At 48.5% G+C, this 16,561-nt stretch carries 16 protein-coding genes; all 16 read left to right on the top strand.

All coding sequences use genetic code 11. From position 1 onward, the window contains the following. Positions 1 to 21 precede the first annotated feature (21 nt). The 16 genes from mioC to pstS all read left to right on the top strand — a co-directional run bounded on the left by mioC (position 22) and on the right by pstS (position 16,478). The gene (gene mioC, locus OK023_RS17325; RefSeq protein ID WP_317693877.1) at positions 22 to 474 is read left to right on the top strand and encodes an FMN-binding protein MioC; all 453 of its coding nucleotides are present in this window, start codon (positions 22 to 24) and stop codon (positions 472 to 474) included. 368 nt (positions 475 to 842) lie between these two features. Continuing rightward, the gene (gene mnmG / locus OK023_RS17330; protein ID WP_317693878.1) at positions 843 to 2,732 is read left to right on the top strand and encodes a tRNA uridine-5-carboxymethylaminomethyl(34) synthesis enzyme MnmG; all 1,890 of its coding nucleotides are present in this window, start codon (positions 843 to 845) and stop codon (positions 2,730 to 2,732) included. A gap of 140 nt (positions 2,733 to 2,872) precedes the next feature. Beyond that, entirely contained in the window at positions 2,873 to 3,493 is a 621-nt protein-coding gene (rsmG, locus tag OK023_RS17335) for a 16S rRNA (guanine(527)-N(7))-methyltransferase RsmG (protein WP_317693879.1), read from the top strand. 626 nt (positions 3,494 to 4,119) lie between these two features. Further along, positions 4,120 to 4,503 carry a F0F1 ATP synthase subunit I gene (gene atpI / locus OK023_RS17340; protein WP_317693880.1) on the top strand — a complete coding sequence of 128 codons (384 nt, stop codon included), beginning with the start codon at positions 4,120 to 4,122 and terminating at the stop codon, positions 4,501 to 4,503. 22 nt (positions 4,504 to 4,525) lie between these two features. Next, positions 4,526 to 5,302 (top strand): F0F1 ATP synthase subunit A, encoded by a 777-nt coding sequence (atpB, locus tag OK023_RS17345; RefSeq protein WP_317693881.1) that lies wholly within the window; start codon positions 4,526 to 4,528, stop codon positions 5,300 to 5,302. Positions 5,303 to 5,351: 49 nt separating this feature from the next. Further along, positions 5,352 to 5,591, top strand: coding sequence for a F0F1 ATP synthase subunit C (atpE, locus tag OK023_RS17350; protein ID WP_000429386.1), 240 nt, complete (start codon positions 5,352 to 5,354; stop codon positions 5,589 to 5,591). A gap of 60 nt (positions 5,592 to 5,651) precedes the next feature. Then, a complete protein-coding gene (gene atpF, locus OK023_RS17355; RefSeq protein ID WP_142008638.1) occupies positions 5,652 to 6,122 on the top strand; it encodes a F0F1 ATP synthase subunit B in 471 nt (156 codons plus the stop codon). Between the two features lie 14 nt (positions 6,123 to 6,136). Beyond that, positions 6,137 to 6,670: a F0F1 ATP synthase subunit delta gene (gene atpH, locus OK023_RS17360; protein ID WP_317693882.1), complete on the top strand. Its 534-nt coding sequence runs from the start codon at positions 6,137 to 6,139 to the stop codon at positions 6,668 to 6,670. Positions 6,671 to 6,682: 12 nt separating this feature from the next. Continuing rightward, positions 6,683 to 8,224, top strand: coding sequence for a F0F1 ATP synthase subunit alpha (gene atpA / locus OK023_RS17365; RefSeq protein WP_317693883.1), 1,542 nt, complete (start codon positions 6,683 to 6,685; stop codon positions 8,222 to 8,224). 58 nt (positions 8,225 to 8,282) lie between these two features. Beyond that, the gene (gene atpG / locus OK023_RS17370) at positions 8,283 to 9,146 is read left to right on the top strand and encodes a F0F1 ATP synthase subunit gamma (protein WP_317693884.1); all 864 of its coding nucleotides are present in this window, start codon (positions 8,283 to 8,285) and stop codon (positions 9,144 to 9,146) included. Between the two features lie 108 nt (positions 9,147 to 9,254). Continuing rightward, a complete protein-coding gene (atpD, locus tag OK023_RS17375) occupies positions 9,255 to 10,637 on the top strand; it encodes a F0F1 ATP synthase subunit beta (RefSeq protein ID WP_317693885.1) in 1,383 nt (460 codons plus the stop codon). Positions 10,638 to 10,657: 20 nt separating this feature from the next. Next, positions 10,658 to 11,077 (top strand): F0F1 ATP synthase subunit epsilon, encoded by a 420-nt coding sequence (locus OK023_RS17380; RefSeq protein ID WP_317693886.1) that lies wholly within the window; start codon positions 10,658 to 10,660, stop codon positions 11,075 to 11,077. A 294-nt stretch (positions 11,078 to 11,371) separates the two neighbouring features. Beyond that, positions 11,372 to 12,742: a bifunctional UDP-N-acetylglucosamine diphosphorylase/glucosamine-1-phosphate N-acetyltransferase GlmU gene (glmU, locus tag OK023_RS17385; RefSeq protein ID WP_317693887.1), complete on the top strand. Its 1,371-nt coding sequence runs from the start codon at positions 11,372 to 11,374 to the stop codon at positions 12,740 to 12,742. Between the two features lie 170 nt (positions 12,743 to 12,912). Then, entirely contained in the window at positions 12,913 to 13,047 is a 135-nt protein-coding gene (locus OK023_RS17390) for a hypothetical protein (protein ID WP_317693888.1), read from the top strand. A 15-nt stretch (positions 13,048 to 13,062) separates the two neighbouring features. Beyond that, the gene (gene glmS, locus OK023_RS17395) at positions 13,063 to 14,892 is read left to right on the top strand and encodes a glutamine--fructose-6-phosphate transaminase (isomerizing) (RefSeq protein WP_317693889.1); all 1,830 of its coding nucleotides are present in this window, start codon (positions 13,063 to 13,065) and stop codon (positions 14,890 to 14,892) included. Positions 14,893 to 15,437: 545 nt separating this feature from the next. Further along, positions 15,438 to 16,478: a phosphate ABC transporter substrate-binding protein PstS gene (gene pstS, locus OK023_RS17400; RefSeq protein ID WP_317693890.1), complete on the top strand. Its 1,041-nt coding sequence runs from the start codon at positions 15,438 to 15,440 to the stop codon at positions 16,476 to 16,478. Positions 16,479 to 16,561: the final 83 nt, after the last annotated feature.

Genomic DNA, 16,561 nt, shown 5'->3' on the forward strand with positions numbered 1-16,561 from the left:
CTAGAAAGGTTGGGATGATTAATGGCAGATATTACTCTGATCACTGGCAGTACGCTTGGCAGCGCTGAATACGTGGCTGAACATTTAGCTGAACAGCTTGAAGGTTCCGGTTTATCTACCGATATACGGCATGGTGCTGAATTGGATGAGCTGACGTTATCTGGCGTGTGGTTGGTGATATCCTCAACGCACGGTGCCGGGGATCTACCTGATAACTTACAGCCGTTATTAGAACAAATAGAAGAACAACAGCCTGATTTGTCCCAAGTGCAGTTTGGTGCCATCGGTTTAGGCAGCTCAGAGTACGATACCTTCTGTGGCGCGATCAAAAGGATCGACGATCTTTTACGGGCTCGCGGAGCAAAAAGGATCGGTGATCGACTTGAGATCGACGTGACTAAACATGAAATACCAGAGGATCCGGCAGAAGAATGGGCTAAAAACTGGATTATTTTACTTAATATGCTTAATTAACAGGCAAACAAATGTGTATAAGTATGCTTAAAAGCAGCGTAAAACCAGTAGTTATCCCAATAACAACCGTCGTATACTTTTCAATCTGTGGATAACTAGCTATTTAGATCCCAGCTTATACGGAGCAGGATCACCGATCATTCACAGCAAGCGATCTTCACTAATTCAATGATCCTCATGGCGAATAACTACTTATCCACAGAGGATCCCGAACCTAATAAGAGATCTAATAAAGAGATCTTTAAATAAAAAAGATCTTCTTTTAATTACTCACGATCCTGAGCGCTTGGTCGATCGACTAAACTTGGGTAGAATCCCCAGCCTTGGGCAAACAACGATCGTCCGCAAGTACTTCGAGGTGCAGTTCCATGTTTTATCCAGATCAATTTGACGTCATTATCATCGGTGGTGGACATGCCGGTACTGAAGCCGCTATGGCTGCAGCACGTATGGGACGTCAGACTTTATTGCTGACGCACAATATCGATACGCTTGGGCAAATGTCCTGCAATCCAGCGATTGGTGGCATTGGTAAAGGGCATCTGGTCAAGGAAATCGATGCACTAGGCGGCTTGATGGCTAAGGCGATTGATCATGCAGGTATCCAGTTTAGAATACTAAACGCCAGCAAAGGTCCAGCAGTACGTGCGACTCGAGCCCAAGCCGATCGCGTCCTGTATCGTCAGGCAGTTCGTACTGCATTGGAGAATCAGCCAAACCTGATGATCTTCCAACAGCCGGTCGATGATCTGATTGTAGAAAACGATCGTGTGGTGGGGGCTGTGACCCAAATGGGGCTTAAGTTCCGAGCTAAAGCGGTAGTGCTAACCGTAGGGACTTTCCTCGATGGCAAGATCCATATTGGTCTGGAAAATTACAGCGGTGGGCGTGCTGGAGATCCCCCTTCGATCTCCCTTTCACAAAGACTTCGAGAGTTGCCATTACGTGTTAACCGCCTAAAAACAGGTACACCACCACGTATCGATGCTCGTACTATCGATTTTAGCGTATTGGCTGAGCAACACGGTGATACACCGATGCCGGTATTCTCTTTCTTGGGTAATGCCAGCCAGCATCCGCAACAAATGCCTTGTTACATTACGCATACCAACGAAAAAACCCATGATGTGATCCGCAATAATCTCGATCGTAGCCCGATGTATGCAGGGATCATTGAGGGGATCGGGCCACGTTACTGCCCTTCGATCGAAGATAAAGTGATGCGTTTTGCCGATCGTAATGCGCATCAGATCTTTCTTGAGCCTGAAGGATTAACCAGCAACGAAATTTATCCGAACGGCATTTCTACCAGTCTGCCGTTTGATGTTCAGATGCAAATTGTTCGTTCGATGCAAGGGATGCAAAATGCCCGCATTGTTCGCCCAGGCTATGCCATTGAATATGATTTCTTCGATCCACGAGACTTAAAACCTACCTTGGAAAGCAAATTCATCCAGGGCTTGTTCTTTGCTGGTCAAATTAACGGTACAACTGGCTACGAAGAGGCTGCTGCGCAAGGTCTACTGGCCGGATTAAATGCCGGACGCTATGCCACAGAGGAGGAGGGGTGGTCTCCACGCCGCGATCAGGCTTATCTGGGCGTATTGGTTGATGACCTCAGCACGCTTGGAACCAAAGAACCGTACCGCATGTTTACTTCGCGCGCAGAATATCGTCTGATGCTACGTGAAGATAATGCTGACCTACGCTTGACAGAAAAAGGTCGTGAATTGGGCCTGGTGGATGATATTCGTTGGGCACGATACAACGAAAAACTTGAGCATATTGAACAGGAACGTCAGCGCTTGCGGGATATCTGGGTGCATCCTCACTCTGAAAACGTTGAACAGGTTAATATTTTGCTAAAAGCTCCACTGTCACGTGAAGCTAACGGTGAAGAATTACTTCGTCGTCCGGAGATGGATTATAATCGACTCACTGCTGTAACCATTTTTGCTCCTGCCTTGGTTGACCAGCAAGCGGCTGAGCAAGTAGAAATCCAAGTCAAATACGAAGGCTACATCGTACGCCAGCAGGATGAGATCGATAAACAACAGCGTAATGAGAATACTTTGCTGCCGTTAGATCTTGATTATCATCAGGTTTCAGGATTATCTAATGAAGTGATCGCCAAACTTAACGATCATAAGCCCAGTTCTATTGGCCAAGCTTCCCGCATTTCCGGGGTCACACCTGCTGCTATCTCCATTCTGCTGATATGGTTGAAAAAGCAGGGTTTAATGCGTCGTAGCGCGTAAGCCGCACGCTAGGCGGCCGTTTACCACTCCATTGAGATTGAGCAAAACGGCCGCTGACATCATTCCGCACCCGAATTATTATAATCACTTAATGATTCAGTTCAGTGCTTGCTGAGCAAGGCCTGTCAGAGGATTCTTCTGTGCAAAGAAAATTAGATTTGCTGCTTTCAGCGGCAGGAATTGTGCTTACCGATCAACAAAAGCAGCAATTGTTGGGTTATGTCGGTATGCTCGACAAATGGAACAAGGCTTATAACCTCACTTCTGTTCGTGATCCACAGCAAATGCTGGTGCGTCATATTCTGGACAGTATTGTGGTAAATACACATCTTTCGGGTTCTCGTTTTATCGATGTTGGCACTGGCCCCGGTTTGCCGGGGATCCCGTTGGCCATCGTACGTCCCGATGCTCATTTCACATTACTGGATAGCTTGGGTAAGCGCGTACGCTTCCTACGGCAGGTACAGCATGAATTGGGGCTAAAAAATATCGAGCCAGTACAAAGCCGTGTGGAAGCGTTTGCTGCCGAACCGCCCTTTGATGGTGTAATCAGTCGTGCATTTGCTTCGTTGCATGACATGCTGACTTGGTGTCACCACTTACCTGCAAAAGAGCACGGGCGTTTCTACGCACTCAAAGGCGTTTGTCCTGAAGATGAATTGGCACAATTGCCAGAGGGGATTTCTCTGGAAGCCGTGATGCGTCTAAAGGTGCCTGAACTGGAAGGAGAGCGGCATTTAGTTGTTTTAAAGCCAAACTAACTTTGTTCATTATCAAATAAATGCGAATTATTGGTAGGCGTGAAATGTAAAAGTTAGCAGGCTAATCATTTAAGTGCTCTTATTATTGATTTACTTTTTATTAACATAATGTGGTTCGTTATTGCTGCTACTGGCTCGATTACTAGGAGTAATTGTTATGTGAGTAACAAAATGTGAAAGATTCTGCTTTGTATTCACTGTTGCGGGTACGTTGTGGTAAATGTCAATAAAAGGTTTTGACGTAGTATAAGGAGTGTTTTTGAATAACTATTCCTTAATTTAATGATTTATAATGGTTTTTTATTACTTTTTTAGCTAAAAACGTCAATTATTGATGTAAGTTATAAAGCAGAAAGGGGGCATTATTGTGATCGGTTGCACGTTTAATGGCGCAATATTGGAATGATCAGACAAATAAATAGGGCCTATTATTCCGTTTGTTTTCTTGTGAAAATAGCCCTAAAAAGGGAAATTTAAATAATTGTTCACCTTTTCGCTACTTATCGATTGAATTCGTTGGAGTGGCCCGTATAATTTGCACGTTTTTTGCTGCTTGACTCAGAACAGCAAAGGCAGTTTTATACGTCACTCAGCATACCCTAAGGGGGACGGAGAGAACAAACGTCATGCCTGTGTCCCTTTACAGCGGAAAAGTTGCACGCAAACTGCTGTTTCTGCAGTTAATGACTTTTGTTTTGATCAGCGCTGCTTTCGGCCTGAAAAGTCTGGAATGGAGTGGTTCGGCATTGGCGGGTGGCATTGCTGCCTGGTTACCTAATGCTATGTTTATGCTGTTTGCCTTGCGGCATCAGGCGCAGAAGCCGGTACCCGGTAGGGTCGCTTGGTCGTTTGCTATTGGCGAGGGGCTGAAGGTCGTGATCACCATCGTTTTGCTGATCGTGGCGCTTGGGGCGTTTAACGCGGCGTTCGTGCCGCTCGGCCTGACCTATTTAGCGGTGTTGATTGTGCAGATAGTGGCACCAACCGTGATTAACAGTTACCGAAATTAACTAAATAAGGGTAAGAGGCATCATGTCTGCAGGAGAAGTCTTGACTCCACAGGAGTATATCGGTCACCACCTGACGCATCTTCAGGTCGGGACGGGGTTCTGGTCGATTAACGTCGACTCGATGTTTTTCTCCGTTGTTCTCGGGGTTGTCTTCCTGGCGATTTTCCGCAAGGTTGCCAAAAACGCCACCAGCGGTGTACCGGGAAAGCTGCAAACCGCTGTTGAACTGATCATCGGTTTTGTCGACAGCACTGTCAAAGATATGTATCACGGCAAGAGTAAAGTGATCGCTCCGCTGGCGCTGACGGTCTTCGTCTGGGTATTTTTGATGAACCTGATGGATCTGATACCGGTCGATTTCCTGCCGCACCTCGGTACGATGGCTGGGTTGCCTGCGCTGCGCGTGGTGCCTACCGCTGATGTGAACATCACGTTGTCGATGGCGTTGGCCGTATTTGTCTTGATTCTGTTCTATAGCATTAAAATGAAAGGCATTGGTGGGTTCGCTAAAGAGTTAACCATGCAGCCGTTCAATCACCCAGTATTTATTCCTATCAACCTGATTCTTGAAGGTGTCAGCCTGCTGTCCAAACCTATTTCACTAGGTCTGCGACTGTTTGGCAACATGTATGCGGGTGAGTTGATCTTCATCCTGATTGCTGGCTTGTTGCCGTGGTGGTCACAGTGGATCCTGAGTTTGCCTTGGGCGATCTTCCACATTTTGATCATTACGCTTCAAGCCTTTATTTTCATGGTTCTGACGATTGTCTATCTATCGATGGCGTCTGAAGAGCACTGATTTTCTTTAAACACTTGCACTTATAAACTGAAACAAACTGGAGACTGTCATGGAAAACCTGAATATGGATCTGCTGTACATGGCTGCCGCTGTGATGATGGGCTTGGCGGCAATCGGTGCTGCGATCGGTATCGGCATCCTGGGGGGGAAATTCTTGGAAGGTGCTGCGCGTCAGCCTGACCTGATCCCTCTGCTGCGTACACAGTTCTTTATCGTTATGGGGCTGGTCGACGCCATCCCGATGATCGCTGTTGGTCTGGGTCTGTACGTGATGTTTGCTGTCGCGTAAGTAGAGAACGTTCTCTACCGTTAGAAACCACATTATTAACTTTTAAAGAGGCATTGTGCTGTGAATCTTAACGCAACAATCCTCGGCCAGGCTATCGCGTTCATCCTGTTTGTCTGGTTCTGTATGAAGTACGTATGGCCGCCAATTATGGCTGCTATCGAGAAGCGTCAGAAAGAAATTGCTGATGGCCTCGCTTCTGCAGAGCGTGCCAAAAAAGATTTGGACTTAGCGCAAGCCAATGCGACCGACCAGCTGAAAACTGCCAAAGCAGAAGCTCAGGTGATCATCGAGCAAGCAAATAAACGCAAAGCTCAGATCATGGACGAAGCGAAAGCGGAAGCCGAGCAGGAACGTAACAAAATTGTGGCGCAGGCTCAGGCTGAGATCGAAGCCGAACGTAAGCGCGCTCGTGAAGAGTTGCGTAAGCAAGTCGCGATGCTGGCTATTGCTGGCGCCGAGAAGATCATCGAACGTTCCGTGGATGAAGCTGCTAACAGCGACATCGTTGATAAACTGGTCGCTGAACTGTAAGGAGGGAGGGGCTGATGTCTGAATTTGTAACTGTAGCTCGCCCCTACGCCAAAGCAGCTTTTGACTTTGCCGTTGAGAACCAAAGCGTAGAGCGCTGGCAGCAGATGCTGGCGTTTGCTGCTGTTGTCACACGCAACGAACAGATGGCGGAATTGCTTTCAGGTGCAGTTGCACCTGAAACATTGTCCAACACGTTTATTGCGGTATGTGGTAATGAGATCGACGAACATGGCCAGAACTTTATCCGTGTAATGGCCGAAAATGGACGTTTAATGGTTCTTCCTGCGGTGTTGCAACAGTTCATCGAACTGCGCGCCGCGCTGGAATCCACTGTCGAAGTCGACGTGCTCTCTTCGAGCGCACTGAGTGACGAACAGCAGGCCAAAATTGCCGCTGCGATGGAAAAACGTTTGTCACGCAAAGTTAAGCTGAATTGCAAAATTGACAAGTCTGTACTGGCCGGCGTAATTATCCGCGCTGGTGATCTGGTGATTGATGGCAGCGTTCGCGGTCGTCTAGAACGCCTGGCAGACGTCTTGCAGTCTTAAGGGGACTGGAGCATGCAACTGAATTCCACCGAAATCAGCGAACTGATCAAGCAGCGCATTGCTCAGTTCAATGTAGTGAGCGAAGCTCACAATGAAGGTACTATCGTTTCCGTCAGTGACGGGATCATCCGCGTACACGGTCTGGCCGATGTTATGCAGGGCGAAATGATCGCTCTGCCAGGCAACCGTTATGCAATCGCATTAAACCTGGAGCGTGACTCTGTTGGTGCCGTGGTTATGGGTCCGTATGAGGATCTGGCCGAAGGCATGAAGGTTAAATGTACTGGTCGTATTCTGGAAGTTCCCGTTGGCCGTGGCCTGCTGGGTCGTGTGGTTAACACGCTGGGCGCACCTATTGACGGTAAAGGCCCGGTTGAGCACGACGGTTTCTCTGCGGTTGAGACCATCGCACCAGGCGTTATTGAACGTCAGTCTGTTGATGAACCTGTTCAGACGGGATACAAGTCTGTCGACGCAATGATCCCAATCGGTCGTGGTCAGCGTGAGTTGGTGATCGGTGACCGTCAAACGGGTAAAACCGCTCTGGCGATTGATGCGATCATCAACCAGCGCGATTCTGGTATCAAATGTGTTTACGTCGCTATTGGCCAGAAAGCATCCACCATTGCTAACGTGGTGCGCAAACTGGAAGAGCACGGCGCATTAGCCAATACCATCGTGGTTGTGGCAACTGCTTCAGAATCCGCTGCTTTGCAATACCTGGCACCTTATGCTGGTTGCGCAATGGGCGAATACTTCCGCGATCGTGGTGAAGATGCCCTGATAGTTTACGATGACCTGTCCAAACAGGCCGTTGCTTACCGTCAGATTTCTCTGTTGCTTCGTCGTCCACCAGGCCGTGAAGCTTATCCCGGTGATGTTTTCTATCTCCACTCTCGTTTGTTGGAGCGTGCCGCGCGTGTTAACGCCGATTACGTTGAAGCTTTCACCAAAGGTGAAGTTAAAGGGAAAACCGGTTCACTGACCGCTCTGCCGATCATTGAAACTCAGGCTGGTGACGTTTCTGCGTTCGTTCCGACTAACGTAATCTCGATTACCGATGGTCAGATCTTCTTGGAATCGAACCTGTTTAACTCTGGTATCCGCCCAGCAGTTAACCCGGGTATCTCCGTATCCCGTGTTGGTGGTGCAGCACAGACCAAGATCATGAAAAAGCTGTCTGGTGGTATTCGTACCGCATTGGCACAGTATCGTGAACTGGCTGCGTTTTCTCAGTTTGCTTCCGACTTGGATGATGCAACGCGTAAACAGCTAAGCCATGGTCAGAAAGTAACCGAGTTGCTGAAGCAGAAACAGTATGCGCCGATGTCTGTTGCACAACAGTCTCTGGTGCTGTTTGCCGCAGAGCGTGGCTACCTGAACGATGTTGAAGTGGCTAAAGTCGTCAGCTTCGAAGCGGCTCTGGTTGCGTATGCCGATCGCGAGCATGCCGAACTGCTAAACCACATCAACCAAACTGGTGCATACAACGATGAGATCGAAGGTAAGCTGAAAGGCATCCTCGATACCTTCAAGGCAACCCAGTCCTGGTAACGCACAGCGGCCTGCTATTGAAAGACAGCAGGCCGTCTGGCAATGAGGAGAAGCAGAGATGGCCGGCGCAAAAGAGATACGTAGTAAGATCGCTAGCGTGCAAAACACGCAAAAGATCACTAAAGCGATGGAGATGGTCGCCGCCTCCAAAATGCGTAAAACGCAGGATCGTATGGCGGCCAGCCGTCCTTATGCAGAAACCATACGTGAGGTGATAGGTCACCTGGCGTTAGGGAATCTGGAATATAAGCACCCGTACCTTGATGAGCGTGACGTAAAGCGCGTCGGGTATCTTGTGGTGTCTACTGACCGGGGGCTCTGTGGTGGCTTGAACATCAATCTGTTCAAAAAACTATTGACAGAGATGAAGGACTGGACTGAAAAAAACGTTCAAGTTGATTTGGCGCTGATTGGCTCTAAAGCGACCTCTTTCTTCGGTTCCGTTGGGGGCAACGTAGTTGCTCAAGTGACGGGGATGGGGGATAACCCATCCTTGTCGGACCTGATCGGACCGGTAAAAGTGATGTTGAAAGCTTTCGACGAAGGTCGTTTGGACAAGTTGTACATTGTCAACAACAAATTTATTAATACGATGTCCCAGGAACCGCAGATATTGCAACTTCTGCCATTGCCACCTTCCGATGACAGTGAGCTGAAGAGAAAAACCTGGGATTACCTGTATGAGCCTGATCCAAGAGTGCTGCTTGATACTTTGCTGCGCCGCTATGTGGAATCACAGGTTTATCAGGGCGTCGTGGAAAACCTGGCCAGCGAGCAGGCCGCGCGAATGGTAGCGATGAAAGCCGCAACCGATAACGGCGGTAGCCTGATCAAAGAGCTGCAGTTGGTATACAACAAGGCACGTCAGGCCAGCATCACTCAGGAACTCACCGAGATCGTTTCGGGAGCCTCCGCGGTTTAACCAGGTTATTACCCTGAATACTTCCGATTGCGGGGAAGCGAAAAGAAAGCAGCTAGCGCTCCAGCAATTTGAAACACAACGGGTAAACGAATTACGTAGAGGATTAAGATGGCTACTGGAAAGATTATCCAGGTAATCGGCGCCGTGGTGGACGTCGAGTTCCCTCAGGATGCCGTACCAAAAGTGTACAACGCTCTTGAGGTTGAAAACGGCACTGAGAAACTGGTGCTGGAAGTTCAGCAACAGCTGGGTGGTGGCGTGGTTCGCTGTATCGCAATGGGGACCTCTGATGGTCTGCGTCGCGGTCTGAAAGTGACCGATCTGCAACACCCGATTGAAGTCCCGGTAGGTAAAGCTACCTTAGGCCGCATCATGAACGTATTGGGTCAACCCATCGACATGAAAGGCGACATCGGCGAAGAAGAACGTTGGGCTATCCACCGCTCTGCACCAAGCTACGAAGAGCTGTCGAATTCCCAAGAGTTGCTGGAAACCGGTATCAAGGTAATGGACTTGATCTGCCCGTTCGCCAAGGGGGGTAAAGTAGGTCTGTTCGGTGGTGCGGGTGTGGGTAAAACCGTAAACATGATGGAGTTGATCCGTAACATTGCGATCGAACACTCTGGTTATTCTGTGTTTGCAGGTGTGGGTGAACGTACTCGTGAGGGTAACGACTTCTACCACGAAATGACCGACTCCAAGGTACTGGACAAGGTTTCACTGGTTTATGGCCAGATGAACGAGCCACCAGGTAACCGTCTGCGCGTTGCGCTGACAGGCCTGACCATGGCTGAAAAATTCCGTGACGAAGGCCGTGATGTTCTGTTGTTCGTGGATAACATCTATCGTTATACCCTGGCCGGTACTGAAGTGTCGGCACTTTTGGGGCGTATGCCATCAGCAGTAGGTTATCAGCCAACGCTGGCAGAAGAGATGGGTGCTTTACAAGAGCGTATAACCTCGACCAAGACGGGGTCAATCACCTCTGTTCAGGCCGTTTATGTTCCTGCGGATGACTTGACTGACCCGTCACCAGCCACCACCTTTGCCCACTTGGATGCAACAGTGGTATTGAGCCGTAACATCGCCTCTCTGGGTATCTACCCGGCCGTTGACCCGCTGGATTCTACCAGCCGTCAGTTGGACCCACTGGTCGTTGGCCAAGAGCACTATGATGTAGCGCGTGGCGTGCAGTCTATTCTGCAACGCTATCAGGAACTGAAAGATATTATCGCGATCTTGGGTATGGACGAGCTGTCAGAAGACGACAAGCTGGTGGTATCCCGTGCACGTAAAATCCAACGTTTCCTGTCTCAGCCGTTCTTTGTGGCAGAAGTCTTCACCGGTTCTCCGGGCAAGTTCGTATCGCTGAAAGATACCATTCGTGGTTTCAAAGGCATTATGGAAGGCGACTATGACCACCTGCCAGAACAGGCGTTCTACATGGTTGGCACCATTGAAGAAGCAGTGGAAAAAGCCAAGAAACTGTAACGTCTTGAGAGGAGGGTAATATGGCTATGACTTACCATCTGGATGTTGTCAGCGCGGAAAAACAGATGTTTTCCGGTCTGGTACAAAAGATCCAGGTGACAGGCAGCGAAGGCGAACTGGGGATATTCCCAGGCCATGCGCCGCTGCTGACTGCCATCAAGCCTGGTATGGTGCGTATTGTTAAGCAGCACGGTGACGAGGAGTTTATTTACCTGTCCGGTGGTATCCTAGAGGTGCAATCGAGCGTGGTCACCGTACTTGCAGACACTGCTATCCGTGGAGAGGATCTTGACGAAGCTAAAGCGCTGGAAGCCAAGCATAAAGCTGAAGATCATATTCGTAGCTCTCATGGCGATGTCGACTACGCTCAGGCTTCCGCTGAACTGGCAAAAGCACTCGCGAAGTTGCGCGTTATCGAGCTAACCAAAAAAGCGATGTAACACTCAGGTATTGTTTACAACGCCTGAGATCAAAAAGCGGCCCTCGTTGGTCGCTTTTTTTTTGCTTTAAAATAAGCATTTGAGCATGATTAATATTGCGATGTATAAACGCCGCGAATTGAATCAAGCGTCTCCGATTGCAGACAGTTTTTTTGCTGTGAAATGGGATTGGCGTAGTTAACGGCAAGCTTAGAGCGATGTGTTCTGCACCCGATTCGTGTAGAGAAATATGTAGTAATTTCGTCACCAAACGGTTTTACTTTCGTCCATCAAAATGGAGTTATCAGGTTGCTTATGTCTAACAGCGCAATGAGCGTGGTTATCCTCGCCGCGGGCAAGGGAACTCGCATGTATTCCGACCTTCCCAAAGTGTTACATCCACTGGCAGGCAAGCCCATGGTGCAACACGTCATTGATGCTGCCATGAAGCTAGGTGCTAAGAACGTGCATCTGGTTTATGGCCACGGTGGTGAACTGCTAAAAAGTACCTTGAAGAACCAGGTGCTCAATTGGGTATTACAAGCAGAACAACTGGGTACTGGTCATGCTATGCAGCAGGCTGCGGCACATTTTTCTGATGATGAAGACGTGCTGATGCTGTACGGCGACGTGCCTTTGATTGCTGTCGATACACTGACACGCCTTCTAGCGGCAAAGCCTTTGGGTGGCATTGGTCTGTTGACGGTAAAGTTGCAGGACCCTAGCGGTTATGGCCGTATTGTACGTGAAAACGGTGAAGTTGTAGGCATTGTTGAACATAAAGATGCCAGTGAACAACAACGGCAAATTAATGAAATCAACACCGGTATTTTGGTAGCCAATGGCCGCGATTTGAAGCGTTGGCTAAGTCTGTTGAACAATAGCAATGCTCAGGGTGAGTTCTACATCACCGATATCATTGCGTTAGCTCATGCTGATGGTAAGAAGATTGAAACGGTACATCCTGCGCGTTTGAGCGAAGTTGAGGGTGTGAATAACCGCCTACAGCTGTCACAGTTGGAACGCGTCCATCAGGCTGAGCAGGCCGAAAAACTGCTCTTGGCAGGCGTGATGTTGTTGGACCCGGCGCGTTTCGATCTGCGTGGTGAGCTGGAACACGGTCGCGATATTTCTATTGATGCTAATGTCATCATCGAAGGTAAAGTCAAGTTGGGTAATCGTGTGAAGATTGGTGCGGGTTGCGTACTCAAGAACTGCGTGATTGGTGACGATTGTGAAATCAGCCCTTATAGCGTGATTGAAGATGCGCTACTAGAGGCAGCTTGTAGCGTTGGCCCATTTGCCCGTTTGCGGCCAGGTGCCGAATTGGCTGAAGGTGCGCACGTTGGCAACTTTGTGGAAATCAAAAAAGCGCGTCTTGGCAAAGGGTCTAAAGCCGGGCATTTAAGCTATCTGGGGGATGCTGAGATTGGCGACGGTGTGAATATCGGGGCGGGAACGATTACCTGTAACTATGACGGTGCAAACAAACATAAGACAGTCATTGGTGACGGTGTGTTCGTCGGTTCGGATACACAACTGGTGGCGCCGGTATCTGTTGGCAGAGGTGCGACCATTGCTGCTGGCACCACTGTTACGCGTGATATTGCTGAAGATGAACTGGTGTTGAGCCGTGTTAAGCAAGTGCACATACAAGGTTGGCAGCGCCCGGTGAAGAAAAAGTAATACCATTTTCTTTGCCCCCTCTCACTGGGAGGGGGCTATGTTTTGCTCAGTGTTCTTTATTTTCAATGCAGAGTACTGAGCAAAACATAAAAGTCCTCAATAGATTTTAAGTTTGCGGCTAGGCGGCAAGCGTAATAATTCCCAGGAACGTAGTTAGCTAAGTGACTGGAATGAGTACGCACAGCCAACAATGCAGTGGCTTGGAAGATGAAGAGGATAACCCCACCATCTACAGGCTCGGGGATGCACGGGAAAACCGGCAAAAATCAGGTCAAGACATCGCAAGTGCCCTGAACGGCACTTAATTAGGAATACAACAGATGTGTGGAATTGTAGGTGCAGTAGCGCAACGTGATGTTGCAGAAATCTTGTTGGAAGGTTTACGTCGTCTGGAATACCGGGGTTATGATTCAGCCGGTTTGGCGGTAGTCGATACTAATGGAAACGTTAGTCGTTTGCGCCGTGTCGGTAAAGTCAATGCGTTGTCAGAAGCGGCAAAACAACATGCTTTGCATGGGGGAACCGGCATTGCTCACACCCGTTGGGCTACACACGGTGAACCAACTGAAATGAACGCGCACCCTCATGTTTCTAGCCATATCATCGTGGTTCATAACGGTATTATTGAAAATCATGAACCGCTGCGCGAACTGCTGATTGAACGGGGTTACTCTTTCAGTTCGGAAACCGATACCGAGGTGATTGCTCATCTTGTCCATTGGGAACAGAAAAAGGGTGGGACTCTGTTGCAGGTGGTTCAGCGAGTGATCCCACAACTGCGTGGCGCATACGGTACTGTTATTATGGATAGCCGTGATCCGAGCGTATTGGTTGCTGCCCGCTCAGGTAGTCCACTCGTCATTGGCCGTGGTGTGGGGGAAAACTTTATTGCCTCTGACCAATTGGCGCTGCTGCCTGTCACCCGTCGCTTTATCTTTCTGGAAGAAGGCGATTTGGTGGAAGTCACTCGCCATACTGTTAGCATTTTTGACAAGCAGGGTAATGCCATTGAACGCCCTGAGATAGAATCTCAGGTGCAATACGACGCTGGGGATAAAGGCGCGTATCGGCATTACATGCAGAAAGAGATTTTTGAACAGCCTACCGCGCTGAAAAATACGCTTGAAGGGCGTTTTAGCCATGGTCAGATCAATCTGAGTGAATTGGGGCCTCGTGCCGACGAACTGCTGGCAAAAGTGCAGCACATACAGATCATCGCCTGTGGTACATCTTACCATTCTGGAATGGTAGCGCGTTACTGGTTCGAGTCGTTGGCGGGGGTGCCCTGTGACGTAGAGATCGCGTCCGAATTCCGTTACCGCAAATCTGCTGTGCGTCCTGGCAGCTTGATCATCACTTTGTCCCAATCAGGGGAAACCGCCGATACGCTGGCAGCGCTGCGCCTGTCGAAAGAATTGGGATATCTTGGCTCACTGGCAGTGTGTAATGTCTCCGGTTCCTCATTGGTGCGTGAATCCGATCTGGCGCTGATGACCAAAGCAGGCACCGAAATTGGCGTTGCATCCACCAAAGCCTTCACTACCCAATTGGCCGTATTATTGATGCTGGTGGCGCGTATTGGCCGTTTGAAAGGGATGCCTGAAACTGTAGAACAGGAAATTGTGCATGGCTTGCAGGCATTGCCAGCGCGTATTGAGCAGATGTTATCGCTGGAAAAGAACATTGAGGTTTTGGCTGAAGGTTTCTCTGACAAACACCACGCACTGTTCCTTGGCCGTGGCGACCAATATCCAATAGCCATGGAAGGAGCTCTGAAGCTAAAAGAGATCTCCTATATTCATGCAGAAGCTTATGCAGCAGGTGAACTAAAGCATGGCCCATTAGCGCTGATTGATGCGGATATGCCGGTCATCGTGGTTGCTCCCAATAACGAATTGCTGGAAAAACTGAAATCCAATATCGAAGAAGTCCGTGCGCGTGGTGGTCAACTGTATGTGTTCGCCGATCAGGATGCGGGTTTTGTCAGTAGTGAAGGGATGACCATTATCCCACTGCCTCATGTTGAGGAAATTGTTGCACCTATCTTCTACACCGTACCTTTGCAACTGTTGTCATACTATGTGGCGTTAATAAAAGGCACCGATGTGGATCAGCCGCGTAACCTGGCTAAGTCTGTCACCGTAGAGTGATTTCGTGATGCGCGGACAATAAAAGATCTAGATAGAACAATAGAGTTTTAAACTGAATAAATCCGGTAATGCTGTTCAAAAAGCATACCGGATTTTTTTATTTCTAACTGAATACCACGTCTTATGAACGTGGTTATCGGCTGCCAGTAATGCTACTCATGGGAAAATTCGAATCGGTTATCCACATAAATGATAATGATTTAGCCATGAGTAGATTTGAAAAAGCACCGCACATGCTATGGCATTGTCAATACCATATAGTCTGGACACCCAAGTATCTGGTAACGCAGGCCATGAATGAACCATCACCATAAATTGCTCACTGTCAGAAGGTTAACGCCATTTTTACAGATTTTTCTTCAATTAAATTTTATCTAACTTACTGTTTTATTAGAATAAAAGGAAAAAAAGTGATTTCTGTAATATAAATGTAATATTTAATACATTTTAATGTCATTAAACTGTCCTATTTTCCCTTCAACAGCAATACTTACTCTGATGAAAACGGCCCAAAGTCGATTTTGAATATCCCATTAGGAGGGATTATGAAACTGATGCGTACCACTGTCGCCAGTATTGCGGTAGCGACTTTCTCCCTGGCCTCTGTGTCTGCGTTCGCTGTTGCTAGCCTTACCGGTGCAGGTGCGACATTTCCCGCTCCGGTTTATGCCAAGTGGGCAGATTCTTATCAGAAAGAAACAGGCAATAAGGTTAACTATCAGGGGATAGGCTCCTCGGGTGGCGTAAAGCAAATCGTTGCGAACACCGTTGATTTTGGTGCTTCTGATGCGCCGTTGTCTGACGACAAACTGGCCGCCGATGGTCTGTTCCAGTTCCCTACCGTGATTGGCGGTGTGGTGCTTGCCGTGAACATTCCTGGAATTAAATCCGGTGAATTGACTCTTGATGGCCAAACTCTGGGTGATATCTATCTGGGGAACATCAAAAAGTGGAATGATCCGGCGATCGTTAAGTTGAACCCTGACATAAAACTACCGAATCAAAACATCGCTGTGGTGCGTCGTGCTGACGGTTCCGGGACTTCTTTCGTCTTCACCAGTTATTTGTCTAAAGTTAATGCGCAGTGGAAAGAGAAAATCGGTGCTGGCTCAACCGTTAACTGGCCAACCGGTTTAGGTGGTAAAGGAAACGACGGTATCGCCGCATTCGTTCAGCGCCTGCCGGGGTCTATTGGCTATGTCGAATATGCTTATGCCAAGCAAAACAACCTAGCTTACACTAAACTGATTTCTGCAGATGGCCAACCGGTCAGTCCCACTGAAGAGAGCTTCAGCGCATCTGCCAAAGGTGCGGATTGGAGTAAAACTTTTGCCCAGGACCTGACCAACCAGAAAGGTGACAACGTCTGGCCTATTACTTCAACCACCTTCATTCTTGTTCACAAAGAGCAGAATAAACCAGAACAAGGTGCAGAAGTGCTGAAATTCTTTGATTGGGCTTATGAGACAGGGGCTAAGCAAGCGAGTGATTTGGATTATGCTACATTACCACCAGAAGTGGTTGAGCAGGTCCGCGCAGCTTGGAGAACCAACATCAAAGACAAGTCTGGTAAGGCAATATTCTAAGAACGCAGGGTGTGGAACGATCGCGCCTCAACCTGATGTGTAAGGGCTCAGCATGCTGGGCCCCTTGGCTTTAAACAGAAGAG

Source organism: Serratia sp. UGAL515B_01 (assembly GCF_033095805.1).
Taxonomy (GTDB): Bacteria; Pseudomonadota; Gammaproteobacteria; order Enterobacterales; family Enterobacteriaceae; genus Chania.

Excerpts from the sequence above, each read along its gene's own strand:
- mioC (WP_317693877.1), top strand. The coding sequence starts at position 22 with ATGGCAGATATTACTCTGATCACTGGCAGTACGCTTGGCAGCGCTGAA.
- mnmG (WP_317693878.1), top strand. The coding sequence starts at position 843 with ATGTTTTATCCAGATCAATTTGACGTCATTATCATCGGTGGTGGACAT.
- atpI (WP_317693880.1), top strand. The coding sequence starts at position 4,120 with ATGCCTGTGTCCCTTTACAGCGGAAAAGTTGCACGCAAACTGCTGTTT.
- atpB (WP_317693881.1), top strand. The coding sequence starts at position 4,526 with ATGTCTGCAGGAGAAGTCTTGACTCCACAGGAGTATATCGGTCACCAC.
- atpE (WP_000429386.1), top strand. The coding sequence starts at position 5,352 with ATGGAAAACCTGAATATGGATCTGCTGTACATGGCTGCCGCTGTGATG.
- atpH (WP_317693882.1), top strand. The coding sequence starts at position 6,137 with ATGTCTGAATTTGTAACTGTAGCTCGCCCCTACGCCAAAGCAGCTTTT.
- atpA (WP_317693883.1), top strand. The coding sequence starts at position 6,683 with ATGCAACTGAATTCCACCGAAATCAGCGAACTGATCAAGCAGCGCATT.
- atpG (WP_317693884.1), top strand. The coding sequence starts at position 8,283 with ATGGCCGGCGCAAAAGAGATACGTAGTAAGATCGCTAGCGTGCAAAAC.
- atpD (WP_317693885.1), top strand. The coding sequence starts at position 9,255 with ATGGCTACTGGAAAGATTATCCAGGTAATCGGCGCCGTGGTGGACGTC.
- OK023_RS17380 (WP_317693886.1), top strand. The coding sequence starts at position 10,658 with ATGGCTATGACTTACCATCTGGATGTTGTCAGCGCGGAAAAACAGATG.
- glmU (WP_317693887.1), top strand. The coding sequence starts at position 11,372 with ATGTCTAACAGCGCAATGAGCGTGGTTATCCTCGCCGCGGGCAAGGGA.
- OK023_RS17390 (WP_317693888.1), top strand. The coding sequence starts at position 12,913 with ATGAGTACGCACAGCCAACAATGCAGTGGCTTGGAAGATGAAGAGGAT.
- glmS (WP_317693889.1), top strand. The coding sequence starts at position 13,063 with ATGTGTGGAATTGTAGGTGCAGTAGCGCAACGTGATGTTGCAGAAATC.
- pstS (WP_317693890.1), top strand. The coding sequence starts at position 15,438 with ATGAAACTGATGCGTACCACTGTCGCCAGTATTGCGGTAGCGACTTTC.